Annotated in this window: 23 protein-coding genes and 2 pseudogenes; 12 read left to right on the top strand and 13 right to left on the bottom strand. The window is 58.3% G+C overall.

Features of this window, described 5'->3' with window-relative positions:
- Positions 1-222: 222 nt before the first annotated feature.
- Positions 223-1,254, bottom strand: a complete 1,032-nt coding sequence (locus NBG89_RS25585) for an IS110 family transposase (RefSeq protein ID WP_099086550.1) — start codon at positions 1,252-1,254, stop codon at positions 223-225.
- 530 nt (positions 1,255-1,784) lie between these two features.
- On the bottom strand, positions 1,785-2,987 hold the full coding sequence (locus NBG89_RS25580; RefSeq protein WP_431323122.1) for an MFS transporter: 1,203 nt from the start codon (positions 2,985-2,987) through the stop codon (positions 1,785-1,787).
- A 109-nt stretch (positions 2,988-3,096) separates the two neighbouring features.
- On the opposite strand from NBG89_RS25580, the gene NBG89_RS25575 reads away from it, so the two are divergent.
- Entirely contained in the window at positions 3,097-4,044 is a 948-nt protein-coding gene (locus NBG89_RS25575; protein WP_431323121.1) for an AraC family transcriptional regulator, read from the top strand.
- Between the two features lie 89 nt (positions 4,045-4,133).
- Here NBG89_RS25575 and NBG89_RS25570 read toward each other — a convergent pair whose 3' ends face one another.
- Together NBG89_RS25570 and NBG89_RS25565 are read right to left on the bottom strand one after the other, a co-directional pair.
- Complete coding sequence (locus tag NBG89_RS25570; RefSeq protein ID WP_431323120.1) at positions 4,134-4,535, bottom strand: EF-hand domain-containing protein; 402 nt, start codon at positions 4,533-4,535, stop codon at positions 4,134-4,136.
- 476 nt (positions 4,536-5,011) lie between these two features.
- A complete protein-coding gene (locus NBG89_RS25565; RefSeq protein ID WP_431323119.1) occupies positions 5,012-5,995 on the bottom strand; it encodes a zinc-dependent alcohol dehydrogenase family protein in 984 nt (327 codons plus the stop codon).
- Between the two features lie 154 nt (positions 5,996-6,149).
- Here NBG89_RS25565 and NBG89_RS25560 point away from each other — a divergent pair, with 154 nt between their 5' ends.
- Both NBG89_RS25560 and NBG89_RS25555 read left to right on the top strand, forming a co-directional pair.
- Complete coding sequence (locus NBG89_RS25560; RefSeq protein ID WP_431323118.1) at positions 6,150-6,461, top strand: hypothetical protein; 312 nt, start codon at positions 6,150-6,152, stop codon at positions 6,459-6,461.
- 291 nt (positions 6,462-6,752) lie between these two features.
- Complete coding sequence (locus NBG89_RS25555; protein WP_431323117.1) at positions 6,753-7,199, top strand: hypothetical protein; 447 nt, start codon at positions 6,753-6,755, stop codon at positions 7,197-7,199.
- Here NBG89_RS25555 and NBG89_RS25550 read toward each other — a convergent pair.
- Positions 7,153-7,902, bottom strand: a complete 750-nt coding sequence (locus NBG89_RS25550) for a response regulator (protein ID WP_431324551.1) — start codon at positions 7,900-7,902, stop codon at positions 7,153-7,155. The genes NBG89_RS25555 and NBG89_RS25550 overlap by 47 nt on opposite strands.
- 245 nt (positions 7,903-8,147) lie before the next feature.
- Between NBG89_RS25550 and NBG89_RS25545 the strand changes: the two genes are divergently transcribed.
- The 3 genes from NBG89_RS25545 to NBG89_RS25535 all read left to right on the top strand — a co-directional run bounded on the left by NBG89_RS25545 (position 8,148) and on the right by NBG89_RS25535 (position 11,074).
- On the top strand, positions 8,148-9,542 hold the full coding sequence (locus tag NBG89_RS25545) for a trypsin-like peptidase domain-containing protein (RefSeq protein ID WP_431323116.1): 1,395 nt from the start codon (positions 8,148-8,150) through the stop codon (positions 9,540-9,542).
- A gap of 343 nt (positions 9,543-9,885) precedes the next feature.
- Entirely contained in the window at positions 9,886-10,341 is a 456-nt protein-coding gene (locus NBG89_RS25540; RefSeq protein ID WP_431323115.1) for a host attachment protein, read from the top strand.
- A 43-nt stretch (positions 10,342-10,384) separates the two neighbouring features.
- Complete coding sequence (locus NBG89_RS25535) at positions 10,385-11,074, top strand: CBS domain-containing protein (RefSeq protein WP_431323114.1); 690 nt, start codon at positions 10,385-10,387, stop codon at positions 11,072-11,074.
- Positions 11,075-11,078: 4 nt separating this feature from the next.
- On the opposite strand, the pseudogene NBG89_RS25530 reads toward NBG89_RS25535, so the two are convergent.
- Together NBG89_RS25530 and NBG89_RS25525 are read right to left on the bottom strand one after the other, a co-directional pair.
- A pseudogene (locus NBG89_RS25530) lies at positions 11,079-12,987 on the bottom strand (PAS domain S-box protein).
- 14 nt (positions 12,988-13,001) lie between these two features.
- Entirely contained in the window at positions 13,002-13,934 is a 933-nt protein-coding gene (locus tag NBG89_RS25525; protein WP_431323113.1) for a Crp/Fnr family transcriptional regulator, read from the bottom strand.
- Between the two features lie 148 nt (positions 13,935-14,082).
- On the opposite strand from NBG89_RS25525, the gene NBG89_RS25520 reads away from it, so the two are divergent.
- Positions 14,083-14,406 carry a c-type cytochrome gene (locus NBG89_RS25520; RefSeq protein ID WP_431323112.1) on the top strand — a complete coding sequence of 108 codons (324 nt, stop codon included), beginning with the start codon at positions 14,083-14,085 and terminating at the stop codon, positions 14,404-14,406.
- A 381-nt stretch (positions 14,407-14,787) separates the two neighbouring features.
- Here the strand turns inward: NBG89_RS25520 and NBG89_RS25515 are convergent, their stop codons facing one another.
- Positions 14,788-15,618, bottom strand: coding sequence for a universal stress protein (locus NBG89_RS25515; RefSeq protein WP_431323111.1), 831 nt, complete (start codon positions 15,616-15,618; stop codon positions 14,788-14,790).
- 347 nt (positions 15,619-15,965) lie between these two features.
- Between NBG89_RS25515 and NBG89_RS25510 the strand changes: the two genes are divergently transcribed.
- From NBG89_RS25510 to NBG89_RS25500, 3 genes are all read left to right on the top strand, one after another.
- Entirely contained in the window at positions 15,966-16,178 is a 213-nt protein-coding gene (locus NBG89_RS25510) for a hypothetical protein (protein ID WP_431323110.1), read from the top strand.
- 309 nt (positions 16,179-16,487) lie between these two features.
- Positions 16,488-16,724 (top strand): hypothetical protein, encoded by a 237-nt coding sequence (locus tag NBG89_RS25505; protein ID WP_431323109.1) that lies wholly within the window; start codon positions 16,488-16,490, stop codon positions 16,722-16,724.
- A 206-nt stretch (positions 16,725-16,930) separates the two neighbouring features.
- Positions 16,931-17,971, top strand: a complete 1,041-nt coding sequence (locus NBG89_RS25500; RefSeq protein ID WP_431323108.1) for an IS110 family transposase — start codon at positions 16,931-16,933, stop codon at positions 17,969-17,971.
- Between the two features lie 428 nt (positions 17,972-18,399).
- On the opposite strand, the gene NBG89_RS25495 is transcribed toward NBG89_RS25500, so the two are convergent.
- A complete protein-coding gene (locus NBG89_RS25495; protein ID WP_431323107.1) occupies positions 18,400-18,858 on the bottom strand; it encodes a pyridoxamine 5'-phosphate oxidase family protein in 459 nt (152 codons plus the stop codon).
- 256 nt (positions 18,859-19,114) lie between these two features.
- Positions 19,115-19,765: a BON domain-containing protein gene (locus NBG89_RS25490; RefSeq protein WP_431323106.1), complete on the bottom strand. Its 651-nt coding sequence runs from the start codon at positions 19,763-19,765 to the stop codon at positions 19,115-19,117.
- Positions 19,766-19,986: 221 nt separating this feature from the next.
- On the opposite strand from NBG89_RS25490, the gene NBG89_RS25485 reads away from it, so the two are divergent.
- Positions 19,987-20,634: a BON domain-containing protein gene (locus tag NBG89_RS25485; protein ID WP_431323105.1), complete on the top strand. Its 648-nt coding sequence runs from the start codon at positions 19,987-19,989 to the stop codon at positions 20,632-20,634.
- A gap of 265 nt (positions 20,635-20,899) precedes the next feature.
- Here the strand turns inward: NBG89_RS25485 and NBG89_RS25480 are convergent, their stop codons facing one another.
- The gene (locus tag NBG89_RS25480) at positions 20,900-22,450 is read right to left on the bottom strand and encodes an AAA family ATPase (protein ID WP_431323104.1); all 1,551 of its coding nucleotides are present in this window, start codon (positions 22,448-22,450) and stop codon (positions 20,900-20,902) included.
- A gap of 436 nt (positions 22,451-22,886) precedes the next feature.
- On the opposite strand from NBG89_RS25480, the gene groL reads away from it, so the two are divergent.
- The gene (gene groL / locus NBG89_RS25475) at positions 22,887-24,503 is read left to right on the top strand and encodes a chaperonin GroEL (RefSeq protein ID WP_431323103.1); all 1,617 of its coding nucleotides are present in this window, start codon (positions 22,887-22,889) and stop codon (positions 24,501-24,503) included.
- A 120-nt stretch (positions 24,504-24,623) separates the two neighbouring features.
- Here the strand turns inward: groL and NBG89_RS25470 are convergent.
- Positions 24,624-25,363 (bottom strand): annotated as a pseudogene (locus NBG89_RS25470) (PAS-domain containing protein); the annotation flags it as partial.
- A 65-nt stretch (positions 25,364-25,428) separates the two neighbouring features.
- Positions 25,429-25,761: an ATPase inhibitor subunit zeta gene (locus NBG89_RS25465; RefSeq protein ID WP_431323102.1), complete on the bottom strand. Its 333-nt coding sequence runs from the start codon at positions 25,759-25,761 to the stop codon at positions 25,429-25,431.
- Between the last annotated feature and the right edge of the window lie 372 nt (positions 25,762-26,133).

The raw sequence follows: 26,133 nt of genomic DNA, 5'->3' as shown, positions 1-26,133 counted from the left end.
CTGAATGATTATCTCGTCGCTGAGGCCATGCTTCTGTCCGTGGTCAGCACGAAGACCGCCACACTATGCCATCAGATCAACAAGCCGACAGGTCAATCTAGAAAGCGTGCTTCGCCGAAGCGGTCACAGCACTACACACGACCTTGCCAAGCCTGCGTCCCAGCGACGGGACCTCATCAGACGCAAGCCTTGCACTTGCCCGCGTCAATCACGTAGCTCTCTTCATGCCGCCATAGGGTTTGCGCTCCAGCGAAAGTCCGTCGCATCCATCCACATGCGGTGAAGTACGACACCCAGTTTGCGTGCGAGGGCAACCTTCGCGCGCTTCATCCCGCGACGCCTGGCCACATCGAGCGCCCAGCGCTTTAGACTGGAAAAGCGCGTCGCCCGCGTCAGCATTATGTGCGCAGACTCGAACAATGCGGTTCGCACCATCGCGTCGCCGACCTTGCTGACACCGCCATCGCGATCAGTTTCGCCGGATTGATATTTCTTCGGCGTCAGCCCGAAGTAGGCACCCACTGTGCTGGACTTTTCGAACCGGGCTGGATCATCGACCGCGGAGCGGTAGGTCAGCGCAACCAAGGCACCGACACCCGGCGCACTCATCAGCCGTTGGCAAACTCTGTCGGCGCGGGCGATCCTGAGCATCTCGCGGTGCAGCTTCGTAAATTCGCTCCACAGCGCTGCTCGCGCCGTCAGCATCGCGTCAATCACCATCGACAATATCGCATGCCCTGCAATCAGTTCGCGGATGCGCGCCTCGAAACGCCCTCGGCTGACTTCGCCGACCTTTAATCCATAGCCACGCAGGATACCCCGGATGCTGAGCTCGACGTCGAGCAGCTTGGATTGCAGAAGCTTGCGGCCAACCAGGAGAGCCCGAGTGTCCTGGGCCGGCGACGATTTGGCGTGGACCGGACGATACCACCCCATGCGGAGCAGTTGCGCGATCCCCCGTGCATCCTTGCGGTCGGTCTTCACCGTCATCGCCGAAAGCGCCGCCTTCACATGCCGCGTTTCCAGCAAAACCACCTCATGACCCGCAGCAACGAGAGCCGCGTGTAGCCATTGGGACAACGGCCCCGCTTCAAGGCCGATGCGCTCTACCGGAAAGTCCAGTTGATCAAAATACCCGACCAGGCATTCAGGCTCGCTGCCTACCTTGACCTCGCGAACCAACTTGCCCGTCGCGTCGACCACGCACACGCTGCTCTCTTTCAGCGAGACGTCGATTCCTGCATAATATTCCATGGCTGTTCCTCTCATGATGCTTGAGGCCGATCGCTCGGACCTCGTTTCCAAACATCATCATTCTGAGGGACAGCCACCCAACTGGCTACTCATGAGACGCCGGCCCATTACGGCATCTAGATGGTCATGGAGCAGCCGTCGCCTTGAGCGCTCCTATGATGACACTGGTAGGCGGCCGGCGGCGCGACCAATCAGCCGGTAGAACATCGTGACCGGGTTTGCTGAAGGCTCGATCGACGTCGCAATATCTGCGCGCTAGTCGCAGAATGGGCTCTCCCGCGATCCGCTCCGGACCTTGTTGCGCGTTGCGCTGCGGTACCCTGGCGTGGTCTTGCGCCCTTTGTCGCGGGCCCTCCCCGATCGCCGTGCCGACAACGAGAAACACCATGCTCCCAGGTTCGAGAGTATCCCGTCCCTTAAACCTCGGCGCTATGCCGTTTTGCCGGAGTTGCTGGCGACTTCTCGCATCAAGCGACTATAAGAAGTTGAAAGACGCAAGGCGGCGCTTGAACGCGCTCCGTCACTGCCACCTACGATCTCTGAGGCATTCGCCTGCGACCTCTCAAGGCTATGAGGGTGGTTCCCAACAGAGATGCGACGGCTGCGAAGGCAAATACGCCGTCCAATCCGTTTGCCTCAACAATCAAACCGCCGAGCGCTGCGCCGCTGGAGATTGCAATTTGGAAAGTGGTCAGCATCAGCGCTCCGGCGCTCTCGGCCTCATCAGGAGCTGCCTGAGTGATAAAGCTTTGAACACTGACAGGCAGAGCTCCGAAAGCAAAACCCCAAAGGGCGATGCCAATTGCCGCAACGCCCGGCTGGGCGCCAGCGAGCGACAAGAGCAGGGCGGTCACCGCAATTCCACCGGCTGCGAACGCGATCGCAAGCGGCGTGTTGCGCTCGGCAAGGAAGCCGCCGAAGAGATTGCCGAGGAAACCGCCGATCCCGAAGGCGAGCAACACAGCAGAAATCCCCTCCACCTCAAAATGGGGAACGGTTTCAAGGAAGGGCCGGATGAAGGTGAAGCCCGCGAAGTGCCCGGCAACGACCAGAAGAACCGTTGTCAAGCCGAGACGGATCGCGGGACGACGTAGCACAGCGGCCATTGTACCCAGATCCGCGGCGCCCCTTGATGGCATGGCTGGAAGCGTTACGAACTGCACGACGAGCGCGAGACCGCCAACGGCGGCCGCGATCAGGAAAGCCGATCTCCATCCAAAGACCTCCCCTACCCATGCCCCGACAGGAGCTGCACACACAGTAGCGACAGATACCCCTGTCATAATGACGGCCATAGCCCGTGGCATCAGCCGCTGGGGTACAAGTCTCATGGCAAGCGCCAATGACATGGCCCAGAAGCCCCCGAGCGCAATTCCAAGCACTGCGCGAGCAACGAGGAGCATGCCGAGCCCGCCAGCAAACGCCGATAGAAGGCTTGAGACGATCAGCAGGGTCGTCAATCCAAGCAGGGTCAAACGCCGGTCCATCCGGCTGGTGCCGATGACGACGGCTGGCCCTGCAAGTGCGCCGATCACGGCAGTCGTGGTCACGGATTGCCCTGCTCCGCCAATGCTGACGTTCAGATCCTGAGCGATGGGGGTAAGCAGGCTGGCGGGAAGAAATTCGGCGGTGACGAGGCCGAATACGCCCAGAGAAAGCGAGACGACGCCTGGCCAAGCGGGCCGTTGGTCGCTGTCGATAAGAAATGCATTGGCTTCAAGGTTCACATTCATAAGCCGTCTCCATTTTTTGTTGGATTGAGGCTAGACGGCTCCGATCGGCGTTTCTATGCTAAAAAATCTATAATTCATGACTATTCGTCCAAAGAAAAAAGGACTGGCAATGAGCGACCCGTTAACCGAAATGATGCGGGGACTGCGGCTGGATGGTGTCGAATACGGTCGTTGTCAGCCCTCCGCGCCATGGGCGACCTCGTTTCCCGCGAAAGATGAAGCGCAATTCCATTTTCTGGCGGCTGGCCACGCGTTTCTGCAGGCCCCGGGAGGCGAGTGGATAGAAATGCGAAGTGGCGACGCCATCCTCCTGCCCCGTGGAGATGCTCACGTCCTTGCGAGTGAGCCCGGTTTGGCTGCAACACCAGTCGAATGCATGCCGCGCAGGCCGGTCTGTGATGGGATAGTCGACCTGCAATGTCCCTGCGCCGACAGTCGAAATCTTCTTTTCTTCGCTGTCCTGCGCTTCAACATGGACAAACGGCATCCCCTTTTGCAGTTGATGCCGGCGATAATGCGGACAAGCGATCTTGCGGCAAGCGAGCCGTCTATCCCTGCCCTGCTTGACGCAATGATGCGTGAGGTCGACATGAACAGGGTCGGAGCAGGCGGCATCCTCGCACGGCTTGCAGACGTTCTCACGGCGACGATCATCCGGACCTGGGTAGAACATGGTTGCGGAGACGCGACCGGTTGGCTTGCCGCGGTTCGAAATCCTGACGTTGGCCGCGTCTTGGCCGCCATCCATCTCAACCCTGCGCACGATTGGTCCGTTGAAGAGCTTGCGCGTGAAATGGGGGCATCACGGTCGGGTTTTGCCGAGCGCTTTGCAAAGGTCGTTGGCGAAACACCGGCTCGCTATGTTGCGCGCATGCGGATGCATCAGGCCCACCAATGGCTGCGCGAAGGGCAGCGGGTCGCAGCTATCGCCGAGCGCTTGGGATACGAATCCGAAGCGTCATTCAGTCGCGCCTTCAAGCGCATCATTGGTGCTTCGCCGGTCAGTTTTCGTGAACGCCCCACGGCATCATTGCGACCTCCCCCTCGCGCCAGGTAGATCGCAAGCGCTCTTTTGCGTTCACGAAGCTCTCTCCATTGCCCTTGCTCGTGCCGCACTCGTATCAGTACGGACGGTCGCCTGCGGCCCTATCGCTGCCAGAAAGCCTGCATCTCCTCGAGCGTGACCTTACCATCCTTGTTCGCATCCACGTGGTCGAATATGCGCCTATGGACTGCTGTCACTTCTTCGAAAGACAGCGCGCCATCCCCGTCGGTATCGGCGATAACGAACATGATCTTCGTCATCTGCCCTCGCATGTTCATGGGATAGCCCTCTCCCATCGTTCCTGATTTCATCATCTCCGATCCCATCATTCTCATCATATCTGGACCAGGCATGCGCATCTCCGACGATGGTGCTGCCTGTGATTGGTCTTCCGGGAGTTGGGCAGACCCTGCCTGGCTCGTCTGTGCGAACGCCAGCCCTGCCGTGCAGAAGCTGATCGCCGTGGCCAGCAGTCCCACTTTCCAAGCTCGTAGCGTTTTCATTTCGTTCTCCTCTTTGCGACTGGATCTAGGCACGGTGTTCAGCGCAGGCGTTGATTGGAGGAAATCTCATATGGAGCCACACTCGCGGCGATTCCAAAATAAAGCTCCGCATCAGTCGATGGCAGGAGCGCTGGCGGTTTAGGCACCACAATACGGAGGGGCGTCGATGTTGTAATCGGACATCCGCACAGGCTGTTTGGGCCTTGGAGCAATCCCCCGTGTCGCTGCATGCCATCGCCTACGCAAACATTGACCTGACCGCAGGCTCCTGCATTGACCCTGGTCAAACAGGCCATGGATTTTCGCGGCCGCTCCGGTTCTCGCGCAAACGGCGGTTGGAGCGGTTGGAGATGGTGCTGCAGTCGCGATCATCCGGGGGAGTACCAAGCGTATCGGGCGCGCAACCTTCAGAAAATGCGGTTGGTTCGGCATGATTTGAAAGGTGTGTCTCACGTCGCCGCAAAGGACCAACCGGGTCACGGCACGAGCACGGCTGCCCCGTTGATGCGGCCTGCCCGCAAATCGGCCAACGCGTCATTGGCGTGCTCCAACGGATACGTGGTCGTGACTGTTCGGATGCTCACCTGTTCCACGAGCCCGAAGAATTCTCGTGCATCCTCGCGTGTCAGATTGGCTACCGATACGATGCGGCGTTCTCCCCACAGAAGTCGATAGGGCATGACCGGTATATCGCTCATGTGGATGCCCCCGCAAACGACGGTGCCACCTTTGCGGACCGCCGCCAGAGCTTTTGGAACCAGCTCACCTACGGGCGCAAATATGATAGCAGCATCCAGTTTCACCGGCGGCATCTCATCCGAGAAGCCGGCCCAGGTGGCGCCCAATTCCCGAGCGAAGCGTCTTGCCGCTTCGTCTCCCGGACGGACAAAAGCGTAGACGTCCTGCTTTCGCCATCGGCAGACCTGCGTCAGGATGTGTGCCGCTGCACCGAAGCCATAGAGACCGATTGCCTTTCCCTCTCCCGCCATCTTCAGCGACCGCCATCCGATCAGACCCGCGCAAAGAAGAGGCGCGGTTGCGACAGGCTCCAAACCCTCTGGCAAAATGAACGCATAGTTCACGTCGGCCACGACGTGCGTTGCAAAGCCACCGTCGAGCGTATACCCGGTAAAGCCGGGTGTGTCGCAAAGGTTTTCGGTTCCGGCGAGACAGAATGAGCAGCATCCGCATACGTGCCCGAGCCATGGTACGCCCACTCTCCATCCCTGAAGACTTTTCGAGACGCCAGGACCGACGGCCACGACGCGACCGACGATCTCGTGACCGAGCACCAGAGGCAGCTTTGGATTTCGAAGGTCGCCATCGAAGACGTGAAGGTCCGTGCGACAGACCCCGCAGGCTTCCACCGCGATCACGGCCTGCCCTGCGCAAGGACGCGGATCTGGCGTCTCCATAAGACGTAGCGCAGTGCCGGCTTTTTCCAGGACCATCGCTCTCATGTCTTCCTCCTTGTCGGCACCCGATGGATCATCCTGATCAATCCGCAACCTAAAACCTGCCGCCTTGACCTGGATCAACAACTCTGACCGCGTCTTAGGATAAGCTTAGGTCGGTACCCACGTCGTGGTGGCAGTAGCAAGAGGAGGATACAGGATGAACCACATCGTCACCGCCGCCAAGGACAAGGACGCATCGACGTTCGCCGTGTGCGCATCCTTCCCTCACGCCAGAAAGAACGAAGGCGACATCCTGCTCGAACGGGTGGACGAGGACCATTGGGTCGTCACGATGATCTCACCGCAGGCTCTCGACTGGGCGACAAGAGAGCTCTGCTGTCCGCTTCGCTCCTGCTTCTCTGGAAGCATGCGGCTAGACATGATGAGCGCCGACCGCCTGTTAAAGCAAGCTCGCGCCCAAGGGTTCAGGACGGAGTTCGTTGGGCTTGGCGGGATGGACGCCTTTTAGGACCCGACCGGCGCATCTGGAGCTGCCACGGTTACCAGACATGCGAGAGCCAAACAGAACAGGATAAGCGGCCAGTGCCGCTCGACAAGGGCATCGCGCGCCCTGCTAACAAGGTCCGCTTGCAAGGTGATGTGGCTTCGAAGGATTGCATGGCGCGCGTGCCCCTTGAAAGCCGCGCAGGTAGAGAAAACGTCGCATCAGCCAAGTCATCGTCATTGATCTATGACAATGCACAAGGATGTCATCCGCGGGACAAATAGCACTCAATTGTCCAGCACTGGGGAGGACGCCATGCAATACGACTACGTCGTCGGCGAATTGCGGCGAGACGACGAGCTCGCGGCCTTCGCCCTTGTCTGCAGCGTGGCAACGACGTTCGACGAAAAGGACTGGGCGGCTGTATTCGATGACAGTCGGAACTGGCGTTGCATCAGCGCCAGCGATCTCGCGGGCCGCGTGAGAGGCCTGGCCGTCTTCAGGCTCATGATGCATCCAGAGGCGGGATTGCTCATGGATGTGCCGATCTTCATCGCCCTTAGTGCTGCCGATCACCATCAGATCGCCGAGAGCCTGTTTTCATCGCTCGAGGCTCAGGCGACCGCGTGCCAGTTCATGCGCGTCTGGACCAACCTACCCGGCAGCCTACAAGAACTGGAGGATCCCGATTTTTTTCGCCGTTGGGATCATGGTGTCATTTATCGCGTGCATCCAAAGCCGATCGGGCCGGCTTGGCGGTGAAGACGTAACCGGCCGACCGAACGGACTTTATGAGCTTCGGTCGTGCTGGATCGACTTCGATCTTTCTTCTCAACCGGGAAATCTGCGTGTCTATCGAGCGATCGAACGGATCCCGCTCCCGATGTCGCGTGAGATCCATCAATACGTCTCTACTCAGAACCCGACCTGCGTTGCGGACGAATGCGTCCAACATCTCGAACTCCCCGGTGGAAAGCTCCACTTCAACATTCTCGGGGTTGAGAAGCTTTCGTTTCTCACTGTCGAGGCGCCAGCCTTCGAAAACCAGTACCTCATCATCACTCGGCGTCGTTTTGCTGGCTGTTTGACAACGGCGTAGAATTGATTTTAGCCTCGCGTGAACCTCACGCAGATGGAACGGCTTGACGACATAGTCGTCCGCGCCAACCTCCAGGCCGACCACGCGGTCGACGACGTCCTCACGTCCAGTGAGTATCATTATCGGCACGTTCGAAGCGCGTCGTATCTCTCGGGCCAGATCAATCCCGTCCAGATCAGGAAGGACGAGGTCAAGAAGCACGATGTCGAATGGTCTCGCGCTCAGCACCGATCGCATTTCCCTGCCGGTCGCCACGCAGGTAACTTTATAGCCCTCATGCTCGAAGTATCGCTGAAGCATCTTCCGGATATGCGGATCGTCGTCGACAACAAGAATTTGCGTTTCTGCTGGAGACCCCATGCTCATCATCGCTTCTGGATCATTGCAGTTGAACGAGCCCGAAAATGCTGGATCAGGCGTAGAATACGTCAGAGATCATATTGGTCAATTGCGTCTTTGGTCGTTGCATTGAACGGATCGACGGCGACACTCCCGCCGTCTCTTATTGAGCAGTCGTGCACAATCTCCCGCCAATTTGCGCTCAATCAATGCGCCCACATTCTTTCTCCTCAATCTGATCCTGCACACACTGGTGACACAGGAGACGAAGCATGGCTGGCGGCAACTTCCTTTGCAACTTGAGGCGCATGGCATTTGCCATTGGCGCACTAGGGCTCACCATCGGGGGCCCCGGGACCGCCGACGCAGGACAATCTGTAACCGCGTCGCTAGCGCCGATGCTCAGCCGTGTCATACCAACGGTCGTCACCATATCTGTGCGCGGAAAGTCAAACGACGAGCAGGATGACACCCTCTACCTGACGCCCGGCGCACAAAACAAATCGTCCCCGAGCCAAACGGCTGTAGGGCAGATCTCCGAGACGGCAGGAACCGGGGTCATAACGGATGCACGCAACGGCTACATCCTCACGAACAATCATGTGATCGAGGGCGCCACGTCCATCAAGGTGACGATCGCCAGTGGTGAAAGTTACGACGCCGTCGCTGTCGGCGCCGACGCGCAGACTGATCTGGCAGTCATAAGGATCAGAGCAGCCGGATTGAGCCAGGCCGTGCTGGGAGATTCCGGTTCGCTGAACGTCGGCGACTATGTGGTCGCCATCGGCACACCGTATGGCCTGGGAAAGTCCGCGACCTTCGGCATCGTCAGCGCGCTCGATAGATCCGGGTTGGGATTGGATTTAGAAGAGGGTTTCATCCAGACCGACGCGTCCTTGAACCCTGGGAATTCAGGAGGCGCCCTCGTCGATCTCGAGGGCAAGGTGGTGGGCATCAACACCGCGATCCTTGGACCATCGGGAGCAAACATAGGGATTGGATTTGCCGTACCAATCAATACGGCCAGTGCGATCATGCGACAGCTCGTTGCACATGGGGAAATCCGCCGCGGCCAGCTTGGCGTGCAGGTTCAGGATAGCAGTGCAGATTTCGCCCGCGCTCTTGGGGTCGGCGCCTCGACGGGAGCCCTGGTTAATGAGGTTCGGCCTCGATCCCCCGGTGCAGAGGCCGGCATCGTGGTTGGTGACGTCATCACCGCGGTTGACGGAGTTCCGGTCTCGGGATCAACCCAGCTGCGGGCGCGCATATCCGCCCTTCCGCCGGAAACAGTCGTCAAGTTGACACTTCTGCGACGTAGCGGCAGCGTCCAGGTTGTCGCGACACTCGCGGCCGCCGTGACAGAGCCCCCGGTCGAAGCGGTCGACTATGTCGATGGAAAGGGGTTGCTCGATCTGGTCACGCTCCAAACCCTCGATGCCGCATCCGACGCATTCGGAAAGGTCCAAGGTGCTCTGATATCCTCGATTTCAGACAATAGCCCCGCCGCGGCCGCTGGCTTGCAGCCCGGAGATGTCATCACCAGCGTCAATCAGACGAACGCAACGACGCCGCAGATGGTGGTTGAGCTATCGAAGGCTTCGACAGACCTTCTCCTTCTCGGCATCTTCAGGGACGGTCGCAGGAGCTTCCTCGTCGTCAAACGATAGACCGACCATCTGGATTTCATGTCCGATGCCTTTGTGCCGCATAAGCGAAGGACTGACGGAACGCGGCGTCCCCGCGCTGTCGACTGCTGAAGGAGCATCCGGTGCCTTGGCGCGGCCCCGGGCTTGTCGCCGGTGGCCAACGACGATCGAGACGCCGGTTGCCGCGCACGCGCAGGCGGAAACATCGGGGTTTCGGTTACCGCGACAAACGTGTTCGGATGAGGCCAATTTGATCCAGTGCAATGTAGCCCATTCGGTCGAACGATAGAGTGGGCGTGTCAAACCAGAGGCAGGCCCGCGCGATCCCGCATTTCGTCTGCCTTTGCCAAGGAGAACGATGAAAATGGATAAAATACGGATTCGCGCGAAGGACTGGATCCTTGTTTGTGATGGATCGAAGGCGCTCCTCTTACGCAACGATGGGGACGCGCAAAACTTGAACCTTGTCGAGGTCCGCACGACGACCAATGAGGGCGTGCCGACACACGAACTGGGAGACGACCGGCCAGGTCGTGTCTACGGAGCGGCAGGTGGCGCGCGGAGCGCTGTCGACGCACCGGATCTGCACGAGCGCGATGAACAGAACTTCCTCGCCGGCTTAGCAAGGGAGTTGACCAATGACATCGCCCTAGGCTCCCTGCAGCGACTGCTGGTCGTCGCCCCTCCCCGCGCGCTCGGCATTCTACGACCAAATCTTGCTTCAACCGGCAAGGATGTGATCGTTGGAGAAATCGCCAAAGACTTCACAAAGATGCCTGTCCACGAGATCGAAACGCGGTTGGAAGCCTACAATCATTGAGGCTGCCGCCACTCCGGTTGATCCGGACAAAGGAGGTATCGCAATGTTTGCCAAGGACATCATGACCAGTCCGGTGACGACGATCGGCGAAGACCAGAACGTCCGACGAGCGATCGAAATCATCAATGCCACAAAGATCGGTGCCGTTCCGGTCGTTGATGACATGGGCAAGATGGTCGGCATCGTCACGGAAGGCGACCTTCTTCGTCGCATCTCCTCGTCGAATGGAACGCGACCCGTTCCTCACACCCGAGGCCGGGCTGAGGCGCTCGGGAATTACATCAAGGCCCGGAGCTGGAGGATCAGGGACGTCATGACTTCGCCGGTCGTCAGCGCGCTTCCAAGTGCTACGATCGCCCAAGTCGCCGATCTCCTTCTTGCGCGCGCCATCAAACACATCCCGGTCGTCGCCGACGAACGGCTCGTCGGCATGGTGAGCCGCCGCGATCTCATGCGTGCCATGGTCGATGAGCCTTCCGGTTCAGTGGCTTCCGGCGACGATGCCATATGCACAGCGGTGCGTGCACGGCTGCAGGCGGATCTTGGTGTTTCACCGGAAGCCATCGAGACCCAGGTCAGGGACGGGCTGGTCACACTTCGCGGAGAAGTCGAGAGCTCTCTCGAGCGGGATGCAGCAAGAGTGGCTGCCGAAAGTGTTCCGGGTGTGCACGGCGTGTCAACCAACCTCCAGATCGCCTATCACATGGTCAGCCGGATGAAGCCCGCGCCCTGAAGCATTAGTCGAGAAGCTGGCGCAGCCGGATCGAAAGTTCCTGCGCGGTGTACGGCTTCTTCAACCAACTGGCCGTCGGTAACGATTTGTTGGCGATACCTGGCTCCGCATAGCCGGATGTGAACAACACTTTAAGGCTGGGCCTGAGCAGCACGGCCTTGCTTGCCAGCTCGTCGCCAGTCATACCACCTGGCATGACGATATCGGTGAACAGCAGATCGATCGGCTCGCTCGTCGAGAGCAGTTCGAGAGCACTTGCGGCGTCCTCGGACTCCAGAACGGAATAGCCCGCCTTCGTGAGCCTTGCCACGACGACCCGCCTTACGCGCTCATCATCTTCGACGACGAGAATCCGCTCGGTTCCGCGGGGGACATCCTCGGCGCTTGACGTCTTTCGAGAATTTTGAACGCCCGCAGAACCTACTGCAGGTAGGTAAATCCGGATCGTCGTTCCCTTGCCGAGCTCGCTGTAGAGCTGAACGTGCCCCCCCAATTGCTTGACGAAGCCGTAGACCATGCTGAGGCCAAGGCCGGTCCCAACGCCGACGCCCTTGGTGGTGAAGAACGGTTCAAACGCGCGGGCTTTCACCTCTTCCGGCATTCCTTTTCCCGTGTCCGTCACGGCGATCAGGATATAGTCGCCAGGCCTTAGCTCCGGATACATCTCAGCATAGTCGGTATCGAGCCGCACTCGTGAGATATCGAGCGTCAGGCTTCCGCCCGTCGGCATTGCGTCCCGAGCGTTCAAAGCGAGGTTGAGCAAGGCGCTCTGAAGCTGTGACTTGTCGATCAAGGCTGTGTGGTTGCTTCCTTTGATGGTTGTGCGAAGTTCGATCGTTTCCCCAAAGCGTCCGTCGCAGAAGCTCTGAGAAACCGGATACGAGAGATCCTATATCGACGCTCTCGGGCTTGAGAGGCTGGCGCCTCCCAAAGGCGAGAAGTTGCGCCGTCAGTTTTGCACCGTCGTCCGCCGCCTCCTGGGCCTCCCGGAGCAGCTCGCGCTGCTCATCATCGGCAAGCAGAGGCTCCAGCATTTCGAGATTACCGCTGACCACTGTCAGCAGGTTGTTGAAGTCATGTGCCAGCCCACCGGTCAACTGCCCGACCGCTTCCATCTTTTGGGACTGCCGCAACTCTTCCTCGATCCGTTGCCTGGTTGTCAGGTCACGAATGAAGCCGGTGAATATCCGTCTTTCGTTCGCCACTGCTTCGCCCACCGACAACTCCATTGGGAAAATCGATCCGTCCTTTTTGCGTCCCTTCACGACTCGCCCCAGGCCTATGATCTTCGCCCTGCCAGTGCGAAGGTAGTCTGCGATGTATCTGTCATGTTCGTCGCGATATGGTGACGGCATGAGCATGCGGACGTTGCGGCCGATGACCTCGCGGGAGGAGTAGCCGAAGAGCTTTTCCGCCGCGCTACTGAAGGAGGTGACCGACCCCGCCTCGTCGATGACAACCATCGAATCCGGCACGGTGGCGAGGATTGATCTCAGATGCGCTTCTCGTTCGGCAAGGTCGTCCTGGATCTTCCTGGTCTCCGAAACGTCCGTATTCGTCTGTATGATCGCCGGTGTCGGAGACCGGGCGTCGAAGACGACCCAGCGCGTTGCGATCGTCATCGGGTGTCCGTCCTTATGATGATGGACTATGTCGCTTTCCCAGGTGAGGCCGGCATGGACCTCCTTGCGGATATCCTCAATCGGCCTGGGGAATTTCGTCCGGAGTAAGGTGTGAACCACCTTCCCCACGGCCTCGATGCGTTTCCATCCGTAGAGACGCTCGCACCCCGACGTCCAGTGGCTGATGACGCCGTCCACGCCGTGAATGATGACATTCGTATCGTCGAAAACGCGCGCGATGACGTCGAGATCCTGCGCCGGAGCTGATGGAACTATGGCATCGTCTGGCATCGCCGCCCTGCCTTTTAATGATGATGGTACCTTGGCGTATCGTCGCGACCATCATCGACGTCAGCTAAGTCTTCTCCGGCCCGTTGCACAAGCGCCGACTTCTTCAGCACCAGAATTTCATGTCGACGGCCCGCCGATAAAATGCCCTGCCCTGCGAGCTTCGTAACCGTGCGCGAGACTGTCTCGATCGTCAGGCCGAGATAGTCGGCGATATCAAGCCTGGTCATGGGCAGATTGATTACGTTTGGCTCACAGCCTTCGACCATGCTTTTCCGCAACCGGGCCAATAGGAAGCTGCACAGCCGCTCTTCAGCGCTCTTGCACGACAACAGCACCATCTGGTCTTGCGCCGCCGCCACCTCGTCGCAAAGCTGCGAGAGTAGCACTGGTCGCAGATCGGGGCGGGTGAGAAGCTGCTTCTCGAATGCCACCTTGGTCTGCCGCCGGAATGAAACGTCGTCCAGCGCTTCGGCACTGTAAAGGTAGCGATTCTTGAACGAGACCCCGACAATATCGCCCTTCGTAAGAAAACCCGTAATAACACGGCGTCCGTCGTGAAGCTGCCGACAGATTCGCAGATTGCCCTCGCGGATCGCGAAGACATGGAGGGCGCGGTCGCCTTCGAAAAAGACGATCTGGCCCGCCGCCGCATGCTCCAGTGGACTACGGTCGAAAAGCGTGCCGAGGCTGCATTGTTCGCGTGTTGGACCGGTTTCTTCAAACAGGGGTCGGACATTGAGACTGTTCGCGAACATGATCTTGCTCCCTCCAATCATGAAGATCGCATTAGACGATCGCAACGTCACATGCCGATGCCACTTCCGTGCCAATTGGTCTAAATCTGTGACAGTTTGTGACAACCCCGTCCGGCGTCGCCGACGTGCGCAGCCGGTCGTGCTCGGGCCCCGTTTAACGATGTCCGGGTCCGAACAAAAGTCCAGATGCATTGATCGGCATCAAAGATGCGTACGCCAACTATCTGTAGCATTTCCAGCACGTTAAAGCGATCTTCATGGCCCACCAACGTGCCGATCGATAGCCAGTTTCATGAAGAATTGCCTCGCTCGATGAGCCTAGCTGAGGATGACACGACCTATGACCCGAACAGGTATTTTGCCAGGCGCCACCGCCGTTGCTCTCTTTCTGGCGTTCTTTGATGAGGGCGCCACGGCCGATCTTGCTCGCGGACGCGGCATCGCCCTACGCTGGTGTGGCGAATGCCACGTCGTTGCTCCCGGACAGGTTCATGGCTCGGATTCCGTCCCAACATTCGCTCAGATCGGTGGAGCCGAAGACTTCAACGGGGCGCGATTGTCGGAGTTCTTGGCATCTCCCCAGCACTCGCGAATGCCGAACCTCTCACTGACGCGCTCGGAAATCGCTGATCTCGTCGCCTACATCAAGGCCCAGCACCATTAGCAAAGCACCGTCGCGTTCACTGTGTTTACTGGAGCTGGCCTAAACAGTCGCGCTTCTCGCCTCGCATTGATTAGCCCACTCGCGATCCAGATCGCTGACAACCGTCTTCCGGCTGCCAATTGACACTTCAGATGGACTTTCAACGCGGCAGTTAGCCGTTCACCGAGCGCGCTGGCGGTGCTATCAGAAGCAGCCTGCATAGGCGCTGCGTGATCTCGCCTCGATCTCTCCGACAGCCCCGTGGGTGTCATTATGCGCCTCGGCGGTTTCATCGCCGCGGCTTCGCGCAGCGGTGCGGCTCGCGGGAAGGTTTAGTCCCTGACGAAGGGAACTGGACGTCATTCTCAATGATCGCGAAAGAATTCGCGTCCGGATGCGTCGTCAACGCGACAGGAAAAGCGGGACGGTGCTATTCTTCAGCATGAAGCGCGTGACACCGCCGAAAAGCCGCTGCTGGAGCCGTGGGTGATTGTAGGCACCCATGACCACCATGTCAGCAGCGACGTCCGTCGCATGTTGGCGCAACGTTTCGTCCACGCGGCGTCCGCCGCTCGCGACCTGGTCGACTTCCACTTTCACGCCATGCCGCGTGAGAAACGTGGCAATATCGGCACCCGGCTCTTCGCCGTTCTCATAGCTCCTGGCGACGGGGTCTACGAGCGTCACGTGCACGGAATCGCAGCCTTGGAGAAACTCCAGGGATTGGCGGGTCGCGCGCGCCGCCTCGTCGCTGGAATCCCAAGCGAGAAGTATAGACTTCGGGAATGACGAGACCGCCTGCATGCGGGGGTTGACAAGGATTGGCGTCGGAGACTGGAACAGGGCCCCATCGATGATCCTTCGTTGGAGATCCTCATCGCCGGCGGCCTGCGCTCCGACCAACACGAGGTCGGCGTAGAAGGCATGCTGTGCGATGTCGTCGTCGGCCCACGCAAATTCCGTGTAGATTTCCTGGATGTCGAAGGACAGTTCTGTCCTTTTTAGTATCTTCTGAATCGCATCCGCTTCTTCGGCGAGACGATCGATCTGCTTCTGCTGCTCGTCGAGCCAGGTTACCGTCACGGGGTAGACGGAGACTGGCGGAACGGAACACATACAGATCACCATCGCGGTCATGTGCGCTCCCTGCGCTTCGCAGAACTCGATGGCAGACTTGATGTCCTGGTCCCAGCGGTCGACGCTAAAGACACACATGACGGTCTTGATGCTCATGGCACTAACCTCCCTGTCACATGAGATAAGTCTATCGTGTTCCGAAAGGGTTTCCTTGATGTGCGTCAAAGTACTGTGGCTCGTTGTTCATCAGCCTGGATGAACAACCGCTATAAAATGACGCTTGAGGTTCAATCCGATCGATGCCGGATGGGACAGGACGACCTCCAGACGGCAAAGCCAATTGTCTAAAGCCACAGGGCTCGCCTTGCTGGGCAACGGTCCACTATGGCGAATGGCGCAGCAAAGTCGCCTGGTTCGAGCCCGCTCGCGTCGGGAGAATATTCACACGAACAGACGCGCCATTTTGACCAAGCGCAATGAACAAAGTTCTCCTTGGATAAAAAATGCTGGGCGAAAAAGGAAAGGAGCCGGCCATGCTAAAGATCTTTATGATATGTTTTGCGATCACGCCGGCGGTTCTTGTTGATCATGCCGCCATGGCAAAGGCGCGCGGACAAAGCCATGCAGTCTGTGCCCAATCACAAAAGAAGCCACCCAAACCAAAACTTGGGTATCTGGATCTGTTCATTCCGCCGACCAAGGGAAACGGATTCTGATGTCTCATTTTCTGACCAACGTGACGCTGAGCAAAAGATTGCTGGCAGATCACTGCTCTACTGCTCTGATGTCCGTTGTCATTTGCTTTGGGCGCGAGAAACCTCCAATTCCAAAATGGCTGGTCGTATCCTTACGGGCTCTTCGCACACGCATCAGAATGCACGACGGCGTAACGATCATTTGCGGCAATCGAAATCAGTTACCCCTCAGGCTGTACACTTGAACACGATGTCTTTGACATCAATCAAGGTCTTCTCAGCAGAGACGAGGAAGTATCGATAGGACTTCCGAGATCTGGAGAGCGACAGATGAACCACCTGTTTTTGACCCCATCGGACTTGGACAAGCTCTCTGCCGCAGTTCAGAATTGGTATCGATACTACAGTGTGCCGTTAGATGAGGCGGTTTCCTCCCGCGTCTGCGCACTGGCGATCCAGATCTACCAACACGGCATCAGCAGCGTAGATGATATTTCGCGGATACTCATTGCGAGACTTCCGCCAGAACGCGCTTCGGGGAAACTGTTTTCAGACACCGTTCACTAGGTTACGGGAGCAGAGTTTCTAGAGCTCTGAACAAGGCTGTTCCGAGCGAAGCCGTCACGTGGCTATTCAACTATCCAATACAGATGGGGTATTCGGCTTGCGCCTCATCTTTGGCAACGATGCATGGGAAGGTGCTGCGCTTCGAGTTGATGGTAAAACGTGGTCTGTTCTGGAACAGCCACAAGCATCAGGAAAGGAAGCGCAGCATGAAACATTATGCAGGATTGGACGTCTCGGTGAAAGAGACCGCCATTTGCATCGTCGACGACAGAGGCACGGTTTGCCGCGAGGTGAAGGTGCCGAGCCATCCGGTGGATCTTGCACGGGTGCTGACGGATCCTGCCTGGAACTTTGAGCGGATCGGCCTTGAAGCCGGGCCCTTATCCCAATGGCTGTTCGAGGGTCTTGCGAAAGCCGGCCTGCCGGTGATCTGCATCGAGACGCGACACACCAAGGCGTTCCTGAAGGCGCAGGTCAACAAGACCGACCGCAATGATGCGCGCGGGATAGCGCAGATGATGCGGGTCAATCTGTTCCGCCCGGTGCATGTGAAGACCCTGACGAGCCAGAAGCGCCGCGCCCTCCTGACGGCGCGCAAGCTGCTGCAGGAAAAGGCGATTGCCATCGAGAACGACATCCGCGGACTGTTGCGCAACTTCGGGCTCAAGGTAGGCATGGTCGGTACGGTCAAGTTCGAACACCGTATCGGCGAGCTCACTGAAGGTATACCCGATCTGGCCGAGATCCTCGCACCGCTGCTCGACGCACGTCAAATGCTGCGCCGGAATTTTGCCGCCCTTCACCGCAAGCTTCTGGCGATCGTCCGGGATGACGCGGTCTGCCGCCGGCTGATGTCGATACCGGGTGTAGGCCCAGTCGTGTCGCTGGCCTACACCGCGACGATCGACATCCCTGCCCGTTTCCGCAATTCAAAGGCGGTCGGGCCGATTTTGGGCCTCACGCCGGTGCTCCATGAGTCGGGCGAAAGCCACCGGGTGGGCCGTATCTCGCTGTGCGGCGACGGCATGATGCGAACGCTGCTCTACGAAGCCGCCAAAACCCTGCTGACCAACGTGAAGAAATGGTCATGGCTGAAGGCCTGGGCGATGAACGTCGCCAAGCGGCGCGGACAGCAGAAGGCGGTTGTCGCGCTCGCGCGCCGACTGGCGGTGATTATGCATCGCATCTGGAGCGACGGCACACAGTTCCGCTGGACCAGGAAGGAAATCATGCCGGTCGCCGTCTGACTGGTCCTCTGTAAAGTTAGAAGGAGACAACAAAGTTCCACTTGTTGGTGGAAGGATGTCCTTCGCGGGACGAGGACGCGGTGAGTTCGCCAGGCTGCTTGTACCGATCACATCATCGCGATCAGGACGAGTGACAGATTGTTCCACCTCGTTCTATGGAGTCCCCATACTGGGAGGGCCAAGGCGCCGATCCCGTAGAGAAGCAAGACCCCGCGAAAGGCGTCAGATGCCGGTGAAGTGGAAAGCTTGAAAGCGCTTGACTTCAAACCGCCGAATAGAGAAGCAGCCAGTGACAACGACGGCCAACAATCTGGTGAATAGCCCGTTACAGACAACTGTTGGGCGGCTGGAATTCGACTGAAACCCGGCCTGCTGAATTCCCTGCGGGAGGCCTTTACGGGAGATCAAGGACACTGCTACCTGCACGTTCACCCAATCTGCATTGCGGCTCGGCCGGAGACGTCATTCATGTAGATGCCGTAGAAGAGATGGGGAGAGGCATGCGCCGGCGGAACTTCCTCGGGTTTCAGCGAGCCGATCTCCCACCAATTGAGGTGTTTTTGGAGCAAAGACCACGCGTGAAGACGTTCCTCGTGCCAGGCGTCGTTGTCAGGAAACTCCTGGAACTTGCCGCTGAGCACTACGCTTCTCCAACTACCCTTCGATGGCCATTCCTCGACCTGAAGACATACCTTCGGATTCTGTCGCATCCACTCGACTTTTCGTCCGGGCATGGAGAAGCTGTAGGCTACTCTTGACTGGAACGCGAAGTAGATGGGAACGACGTACGGTTGCCCGTCGTTACTGCAGGCCAGATGACCAAAGTGCCCTCCCTTCAGCATTTCCAAGCATTCCGCATGCGTCATGTTTTTCAATGCCATTGACATCTCAATCGCTCCGTTTCTCAAAGTCGATCCTCGATCGATCGTTGCAAACGAAAATCCGACCGGGTGACATTGCTGTTTGCACGATACAAAAGCACGCTGAACACCGTCGCGATCATAACGATCAGAACTATCAGCAACGCATGGTCAAGAACCAACCAGCGTAGCCATTTGTAACCGTCTTGGGCGTGCATGTTGGCAATCCTACTTGTTGAGCAAGGCTGGGTTCAGCCTCGCCAACTATGTCGACATTCTCAGATCAGCCGCTCACCGCGAGATCGTTGATGACGCTGACGACTCCAGGAATCGACCAGGCAGCCCGCTCCGCTGCACTGCGTTCCCGCCAACCGGTTACGCCACCCTTCAACGTGACGTTGCCACCGGAAACGTCGACCTGGATTCGGTCCGCCTCGACCTCGGCATTGCGTTTCAGTGCACCCTCGATGCGGTTCTTGACATCGGGAATGGATGCCGCGGGCTTGATCGACAATACGTTTGTTACTCCGATAACGCCGCCAAGCTTCATGACCGCCTTTTCAGCCGCCACCCTCTGGAAGTGCCACGGCACCTCCCCTGAAAGCGTCACCCAGCCTTTCTGAACTTTGACGCCGATCGCGCCGTCCGGCAGAAGCGCGTCCCATTCGATAATGTCCAAGGCCCGCGCCGCGATCTCGTCGTCCGCATGGTGCTTGCGGCCCGCGTACCGGACCTCGAGGATTCCCGCGAGCGCACGCACGCCCTTGACGCGCTTCACCGCCATTTCAGCAGCGATCTTTTCGGCGTAGCTGCCAACGTGGCCTGATAGAGTGACGACGCCCTCCTCCACCGCGACGCCGATATTGGCGGCATCGACGCTGGGTTCGAACCCGAGTTCGTCGACGATGTTTTGGCGTAATGCGAGATCGTTCATGACATTCCTCCATTGACCAAAATTCATCGAGGGAAGACCTCGTGTTAATGCTCCGTCCCTTTTGCCAGGGCTGCATTGCGCTTGATCAAACGAGACTAAATTCTGCACCGGCTTTAATGGCCCGCGGGAGCCGACGCAGCGCCATTTGAGACAGGTCAAAGTACGAGCTCCCATTTGTCACTAAGATCCACGCCCGTCGAAACACGGAAGGAGGCTTTCCCATGACAGACGTCACGCTAAGACAGAATGTACTGGACGAGCTTGAATTTGAGCCTAGCATCGATGCGGCCCATATCGGTGTCACGGCAGAAGGTGGTGTGGTCACGTTGACCGGCCACGTTGCGACCTACGCGGAAAAGGACGCCGCCGAGCGTGCAGCGCGACGCGTGAAGGGCGTGCATGCCATCGCCCAGGAAATAGAGGTGCGTCCGTACGGCACTCATGTCACCGCAGACGACGAAATCGCCAAGCGCTCGATCAGCACGCTGGCATGGCGTACGACCGTGCCAAGGGATGCAGTCACTGTCAGGGTTCAGAACGGCTGGGTCACCCTCGAAGGCAAGGTTGAATGGCAATATCAGAAAAACGCGGCTGCGAGTGCCATTCGTGATCTGGCAGGCGTCGTCGGCATCTCCAACCTGATCGCGGTTGCCCCTCGCCCAACCTCGAGCGACGTCAAACGGCGGATCGAAGAAGCGTTCCGGCGCGACGCAGAACTCGAGGCTCAAGCCATCCAAGTGAACGTGCTTGACGGCAAGGTCACGCTTGATGGAACCGTCAAGCGCTGGTCCGAGCGGCAGGCCGCCGAACACGCCGCCTGGTCGGCTGCAGGCGTAAAGTCGGTCGAGGATCATCTGCGTATCGGCTAAAGCTTGAAAGGATTCGAGGCGCCAAAGGTTTCGAGTTTGCGCCTCGAGTTCCTGCCGCGCAGCTTCGGCGCTTGGTGGTATTCTACAGTCACGTTTGTCACATGATACAGGCGATGGATCAGGCGCCCTTCGGCGTCGAAAACGGGACGTTTTACAGGCTTCCAGAACCGGCGGCGAAGCTGTAGGTGAAACGCGCACGTCGCAACGTTGAACAGCCAAGGCAGCGGCCGCGTGCCCTTCTTTGACGACCGCTTCCCCCGCATTCTTAGATCGAAGCATCGAAGTCTTCGCCTAATGCGTCGTGTGGGCGAAGTATCTCATCAATCAGAACATTGATGGGCTTTCCTGCGTCAACGCGCTTCCATTCGATAGCGCCTAGCGCGTGATCAAGCTGTTGCTCCAAGACCTCTATCCCGGCGTCCGAGACGCCCTTTAGGCGGTCGACGACACGCCGTCTAAGAAGTGCAGGATCAGCGTCAAGCCAGACACCCTGAAAAATTCGTTCATCGCCGTTGCACGACTCCTCGATTAACTTGCGGTTCCGGGGCTTGTCGAAGACGCCGTCAACGACCACGCAACCGCCCGCCTTCAGGTGGAGCCGCGCGCGCCAAGCCATCTCCCGGTAGACCTTCGCCGAGATTTCTGGTCGGTAAGCTGCCGCAGGCAGTTTTGTCTCCGGAGGAACCCCGTGCAGTGCCTTTCGCAGCCTGTCGCTTTCGATTATTCGGGCACCTGGTGCGGCGCCGACAAGCGGTGCCAGGGCTTCCGCAAGCGTCGTCTTGCCCGAGCCGCTGAGCCCCCCTATCACTATCAGACGGGGTGGTTTTGCACGCAGCATCGAGCCTGCGAGCTGAAAGTATGATCTTGCTTCTTTGATGAGGTTGTCGTGCTGCTGCGGCTGCGCATCCGACGCACTGGTGGCGAGAACGTGGGCGCGAACTGCAGCGCGAAGCGCCAGGAAGAACGGGAGCATCTCGAAGCCTTCCTCGTCGTCCGTCTCATCAAAGTAGCGATTCATCAACTGGTTCGCCAGCGCATACTCTCTGCGATGCCATAGATCCATCAGCAAGAATGCAAGGTCATAGAGCACGTCGCTCGTGGCGATCCGATCATTGAATTCGATGCAGTCGAACAGGCGTGGCTCGCCGTTCAGCAGGAAGATGTTTCTGAGGTGAAGATCGCCGTGACACCTGCGTACTTTTCCTTCCTGCCCGCGTTGTTCAAGGATATCTGCGAGACCTCCCAAGGATCGATAAAAACTCGATGTGAGCTCTCGCACGTCCTCTCGAGAAAAGACATTGCTTGTTGCAAATCCGGCTTCGTTGATTTCGAGAACCGACGAGACGGCTCGTTGCCCTGAAACCGTGTAGTCCGGTTTCGCGCCACGGTGATAACGCGCTATTGCGTATGCTAACGAGTTGATCAATTGAGGTGTCAAGCCGCCTGACCTGGCGACGTTGTCGAGCAGCGCCGACTGATCAAAACGACGCATTTCGACGAGCGCTTCGCGTGTCGGGCCGCTGCCGTCGATACTGTAGTGGCCGGCAGCGTCTTCCGTGATCAATCTGACGCCAAGGTAGGTTTCCGGCGCGGCGATGGCGTTGAATTCGATCTCCTTGCGGCATGCAGCCAACCGAGCCTCGATCGAAGAGAAATCGACATAAGGCAGTTTGACTGCGCGCTTCATTTTATAAGCGCGGTCCCCTGAGAGGAAGATGATGGAGATATGCGTATTTATGACCTCAACAGGAAGCTCATCCCTGCGCAAGGCTTCCTTCAGAAACGCCACGATTGCGGATTGGTCCTGGACGAGCATGGAGATACTCCCTCTTCACACGGCAGATCCTGGTCGACGTGCTCTAGTTTGGCATTGACCCTGGTCAATGCGCACAATTGCCCGGTGATCCGAATGACCCTTGGCGGACACTCGACCTCGAGAATGACCGCGAGGCATTGATGCGAATGGTTCGTGGGTGGGCGAAGCTGTATGTGCCTGCCCTTCACGGCGCCCTGGTGGCCGTTTACTCCAATATGAACATGCGTCGCCGACGGCACGATCGATGGACTACTTGCGACCAGGAGACCCGACCTTGCTGTTGCCGTCCCAGCGGGCGAAATAAATTTCCGGACGTCGACCCGATCACGCGGCGCAAATTTGATGCTGGTCAAACAATCTTGGCCTGAAATGCGCCATTCTGAACAATACAGATGGGAGGCTTTGGACAAAGCCCGCTATGCGTAGGGAGGCTGCGATGCCATACAAACAGATCCTTTTCAGCACGGAAGCTCGCGGTAAGGTGTTGCAGGGAGCGACAAAGCTCGCGGATGCCATCCGCCTCACACTGGGACCTAAGTCGAAGTCCGTCCTCATCGAAAAGAAATGGGGTACGCCGATCGTCTGCAACGACGGAGTTACGATCGCGAAAGAATTCAGCCTGAGAGATCCCGAAGAGAACCTCGGCGCCAGAATGTTGCGCACGGCGGCGGAGAAAACAGGCGAGGTCGTGGGGGACGGTACGAGCACATCGACGATTCTTGCTCATGCGATGTTGGCGGACGGTCATCGCAATGTCGTGGCAGGCGCCAATGCGATTGATCTTAAGCGCGGTCTTGACCGAGCCGCGGCCGTAGCAATCAAAGCCCTTGGCGCGCTCTCCCGCCCGGTGACGACGGACAGGGAGAAGGAGCAGGTGGCAGCGATCTCCGCCCACAACAATGAGATGATCGGCAAGCTGGTTGCCACCGCGATGGCAAAGGTCGGGAAGGACGGCGTAATCACCGTCGAGGAATCGAAAACGATGGAAACCCAGCTCGATGTCGTCGAGGGCATGCAATTCGACCGGGGCTACATCTCACCCTATTTCGCCACCGAGTCCGAAAAGATGGAAACTGTCCTGGAGGATGTGAGGATACTGATCTTCGATCGAAAGATCTCTGCCCTCAATGATCTCGTTGGCGTTCTGGAGGCGATCGCGAAATCAGGCAAGGCGCTTCTGGTGATCGCCGAAGACATCGATGGGGAGGCTCTCGCTACCCTCATTGTAAACCAGATTCGTGGCACTTTGCATAACTGCGCCGTCAAGGCGCCCGGCTTCGGTGATCGTCGAAAGGAGATGCTGCGGGACATCGCCATTCTGACGGGCGGGCAGCTCATCTCCCAGGATCTTGGTTTCAAGCTCGAGAATATCACGCTCGATCATCTCGGAACTGCCTCGCGTGTGATTGTCGACAAAGACACGACGACGATTATTGGCGGTAACGGCAAGCAGTCCGAGATAAAGGGGCGCGCCGACCAGCTCCGTCGAGACATTGAAAAGAGCACGAGCGACTACGATCGTGAAAAGATGCAGGAGCGCTTGGCGAAGCTATCCGGTGGCGTTGCTGTTATCCGGGTTGGCGCGCCGGCTGAAGCCGAGATGAGGGCAAAGAAGGAAGCTCTCGACGACGCGATAAACGCGACCAAGGCTGCTGTTCAGGAGGGAGTGGTCCCTGGCGGCGGATTAGCACTCTTACGATGCGTCAGTGCCGTAGCCGCAACGGAAGCCCATTGCGAGGGTGACGAGCGAACTGGCGTTCAGATTCTGCGACGAGCACTGGAGGCACCAGCGCGCCAAATTGCCGAGAATTCGGCTGTCGACGGCGGAGTTGTCGTTGCCCGGATGCTGGAAAGCCAAGGCATGATTGGTTTCGACGCAGCGCGCAACCGTTATGTTGATATGCTTGACGAAGGTATCATTGATCCAACGAAGGTCGTGCGTGTGGCCTTGGAAAATGCAGTATCGGTCGCCGGTGTGCTTCTTTTGACGGAGGCAACAATGACGGAAGTCCCCGAACCTCTACCGTCACAACAGCCCGAAGCAGTCGCGTAGACTACCGAAGGATCGGCCCGAAGGCCGCCTGTGGGCGGCGCCTCTTGTGGCGGACGAGACTCGATGACCAACGGACCGGAGCAGCCGACCGCTTCCCACCCTACAAGTTTTGCAGTTCACCCCTACAGTCTCGCTGGCGAATAGGCGATCAAAGGCGCCACGGTTGATGAGACTGGTCAACCCATCCGTGTCGGCAAGAGCTCTCAACTGATGGGCGGAGTGTTTGAGTGCCATTTCCGCCTGCTTCGTCACGGTGATGTCCGACACGACCACCATAGCCGTGTCGTCATGCGCGAGCCTTGCCTTGAGTGCACGCCACTCGCCGTTTTTCAGTTGGATTTCTTCGTCCTTGTTGATGGGCAAAGTCGCGGCGACCGATCCAGTGATCTGACGCCTCTTCGGGCAACCCGACCCGTTCGCCAGTCTCGGCCACGCGTCGTAGGATGTCGCTGATGTGCGCGCCGACGACCCGAGCATCACGAGATAGTGTGACGCGTCTCGGTACGGTTCGTTACAGAAGACGAGGAAGCCCTTCTTGTCGAACATGGCGAAACCCTCGGACATGCCGTACATCGCAAGCATTAGCAAATTCCGTTTCTCGCGAAGCTCACGTTCGAGCTCCATGCGCTCTTGGAAATCGATCACCAGCTCGCCGGTGCGCGCCTTGTTCCCGGAAACACAGCTCTTCAGCTTCCGGTGCACTCCGCAAATTGAATTCGGAAAGGCCTATCATGTCCGAGGCCGCATGAAAGCGGAAAAGGCGGGCCATATTGTCATTAACGGTGATGGATTTGTTGTTTCGGTCCGTTACCATAGAGGTAGTCCGGGGACTGCGAGAACGCTGCCTGCAGGACCCGGCGGCGCCGGCTGTGAAATCACTCGAACGGAGACCAACTCCAGCACAAGGAGAGATGGTCGAACTGCGCTAGAAGCTTTCGTTCTTTACGCTTTCGCGCGCCATATCTTCGGCCGCCATGAACATTAGTTCATGCATCTCGTTCTGGATCGTCGCCCCATCGACGTCCTCGCCAGCATCTTTGAGGTCTTTCAAGACCTTTCTCAGAATGACTTCGTCTCCCGGCGCCGAACTGCCCGCTTCTATGACTTCGGCAACATAAGCATCCCTGTCATTTCGTCCGATCAAAGAACATACCCACTGCGCCAGGAGGTGATTTCGACGCGAACGCACCTCGAGCAGCCGTTCAAAATCAAGAACGTATCGATCCTCGAGCAGTCTCCGTCTATCGTTGCATTTCATGATCTGGTCCTCCAATCGCCATGGTCGGTCCGATTGTTAGCCAAGAGCTATTATCGGTATTGGGAACAGGTGCGCATTGACATGCGTCAATGTTCAACGAGCCCGCAATCGTCCAGGAGGTAGCGACCATCAAGAGGCGAAAACAATCGTGGATTTATCGCTTCCGTGTTGTCCTTGATGGGTATCAGCGCGGACCACTCGATGGCGCCGCCCTGCGACTTTCGGGGCTTCACCTCGGCAGGTCAACCAAATGCGGCGGTTTAGCCCGATCTGTCGTCGCTGCGAGCATGGCCTAAGCATTGCGGTCCCTCCATTTGGTGGACGCGACGGTATGGTCAATCGAGCAAGCTAACTCGTTCTTTGACCGGAATC

Source organism: Rhizobium sp. YTU87027 (assembly GCF_050644135.1).
Lineage (GTDB): Bacteria > Pseudomonadota > Alphaproteobacteria > Rhizobiales > Rhizobiaceae > Rhizobium.
The sequence above is the reverse complement of the archived record's forward strand: the minus strand, read 5'-3'. Positions and strand labels throughout refer to the sequence as shown.

What these genes read in the sequence shown, in the direction of transcription:
- NBG89_RS25585 (WP_099086550.1), bottom strand. Translation starts at nt 1,254, where the DNA reads ATGGAATATTATGCAGGAATCGACGTCTCGCTGAAAGAGAGCAGCGTG.
- NBG89_RS25580 (WP_431323122.1), bottom strand. Translation starts at nt 2,987, where the DNA reads ATGAATGTGAACCTTGAAGCCAATGCATTTCTTATCGACAGCGACCAA.
- NBG89_RS25575 (WP_431323121.1), top strand. Translation starts at nt 3,097, where the DNA reads ATGAGCGACCCGTTAACCGAAATGATGCGGGGACTGCGGCTGGATGGT.
- NBG89_RS25570 (WP_431323120.1), bottom strand. Translation starts at nt 4,535, where the DNA reads ATGAAAACGCTACGAGCTTGGAAAGTGGGACTGCTGGCCACGGCGATC.
- NBG89_RS25565 (WP_431323119.1), bottom strand. Translation starts at nt 5,995, where the DNA reads ATGAGAGCGATGGTCCTGGAAAAAGCCGGCACTGCGCTACGTCTTATG.
- NBG89_RS25560 (WP_431323118.1), top strand. Translation starts at nt 6,150, where the DNA reads ATGAACCACATCGTCACCGCCGCCAAGGACAAGGACGCATCGACGTTC.
- NBG89_RS25555 (WP_431323117.1), top strand. Translation starts at nt 6,753, where the DNA reads ATGCAATACGACTACGTCGTCGGCGAATTGCGGCGAGACGACGAGCTC.
- NBG89_RS25550 (WP_431324551.1), bottom strand. Translation starts at nt 7,902, where the DNA reads ATGAGCATGGGGTCTCCAGCAGAAACGCAAATTCTTGTTGTCGACGAC.
- NBG89_RS25545 (WP_431323116.1), top strand. Translation starts at nt 8,148, where the DNA reads ATGGCTGGCGGCAACTTCCTTTGCAACTTGAGGCGCATGGCATTTGCC.
- NBG89_RS25540 (WP_431323115.1), top strand. Translation starts at nt 9,886, where the DNA reads ATGGATAAAATACGGATTCGCGCGAAGGACTGGATCCTTGTTTGTGAT.
- NBG89_RS25535 (WP_431323114.1), top strand. Translation starts at nt 10,385, where the DNA reads ATGTTTGCCAAGGACATCATGACCAGTCCGGTGACGACGATCGGCGAA.
- NBG89_RS25525 (WP_431323113.1), bottom strand. Translation starts at nt 13,934, where the DNA reads ATGCATCTGGACTTTTGTTCGGACCCGGACATCGTTAAACGGGGCCCG.
- NBG89_RS25520 (WP_431323112.1), top strand. Translation starts at nt 14,083, where the DNA reads ATGACCCGAACAGGTATTTTGCCAGGCGCCACCGCCGTTGCTCTCTTT.
- NBG89_RS25515 (WP_431323111.1), bottom strand. Translation starts at nt 15,618, where the DNA reads ATGAGCATCAAGACCGTCATGTGTGTCTTTAGCGTCGACCGCTGGGAC.
- NBG89_RS25510 (WP_431323110.1), top strand. Translation starts at nt 15,966, where the DNA reads ATGCTGGGCGAAAAAGGAAAGGAGCCGGCCATGCTAAAGATCTTTATG.
- NBG89_RS25505 (WP_431323109.1), top strand. Translation starts at nt 16,488, where the DNA reads ATGAACCACCTGTTTTTGACCCCATCGGACTTGGACAAGCTCTCTGCC.
- NBG89_RS25500 (WP_431323108.1), top strand. Translation starts at nt 16,931, where the DNA reads ATGAAACATTATGCAGGATTGGACGTCTCGGTGAAAGAGACCGCCATT.
- NBG89_RS25495 (WP_431323107.1), bottom strand. Translation starts at nt 18,858, where the DNA reads ATGTCAATGGCATTGAAAAACATGACGCATGCGGAATGCTTGGAAATG.
- NBG89_RS25490 (WP_431323106.1), bottom strand. Translation starts at nt 19,765, where the DNA reads ATGAACGATCTCGCATTACGCCAAAACATCGTCGACGAACTCGGGTTC.
- NBG89_RS25485 (WP_431323105.1), top strand. Translation starts at nt 19,987, where the DNA reads ATGACAGACGTCACGCTAAGACAGAATGTACTGGACGAGCTTGAATTT.
- NBG89_RS25480 (WP_431323104.1), bottom strand. Translation starts at nt 22,450, where the DNA reads ATGCTCGTCCAGGACCAATCCGCAATCGTGGCGTTTCTGAAGGAAGCC.
- groL (WP_431323103.1), top strand. Translation starts at nt 22,887, where the DNA reads ATGCCATACAAACAGATCCTTTTCAGCACGGAAGCTCGCGGTAAGGTG.
- NBG89_RS25465 (WP_431323102.1), bottom strand. Translation starts at nt 25,761, where the DNA reads ATGAAATGCAACGATAGACGGAGACTGCTCGAGGATCGATACGTTCTT.